The 438-nt window shown below is 67.4% G+C and carries 1 protein-coding gene; it reads right to left on the bottom strand.

Features of this window, described 5'->3' with window-relative positions; translation table 11 throughout:
• On the bottom strand, positions 1-438 hold a 438-nt coding region (locus tag AC1DUE_RS20385), incomplete at both ends, for a DUF7779 domain-containing protein (RefSeq protein WP_477041223.1).

The following is a 438-nucleotide window of genomic DNA, read 5'->3' on the forward strand; positions in this document are numbered from 1 at the left end:
AGGCTGTGGACCGCCGGATCGGTGCTCAGAAGGACGTCGGCCCATTTCAGGTGAGGCGTGATCTCGGCGTAGGCAGGCCACAGGCGGGTGTCGCTGGGGCGGCCGGGGTCCGCGGCGGCAAGGGCTCGGCGGACCACGTCGATGAATTCCTGGCGGTCCCGGTCCGGCATGTCCTTGCTGACGATCTGGTGGACCATGCGGTGCAGGTAGAGCGATTCGCCGGAGGACGGTTCGTCGATGATCGACTCGTGGGACTCCAGGCGGACGACCGAGTACTGCCGGAGCTGGCTGATCGCCTTGTTCCACAGCAGCGGGTCGTTCATCAGGCCGGACAGCTGCTCGGGAAGCTCTCCGGCCGGCATCTCCTTCAGAAGCCGTACGGGGATGGAGCCGGGGGCGAAGAAGGTGCACAGGCGCAGCAGGTCGACGGACTCGGGG

It is taken from the genome of Cellulomonas sp. P4_A2, from assembly GCF_056402515.1.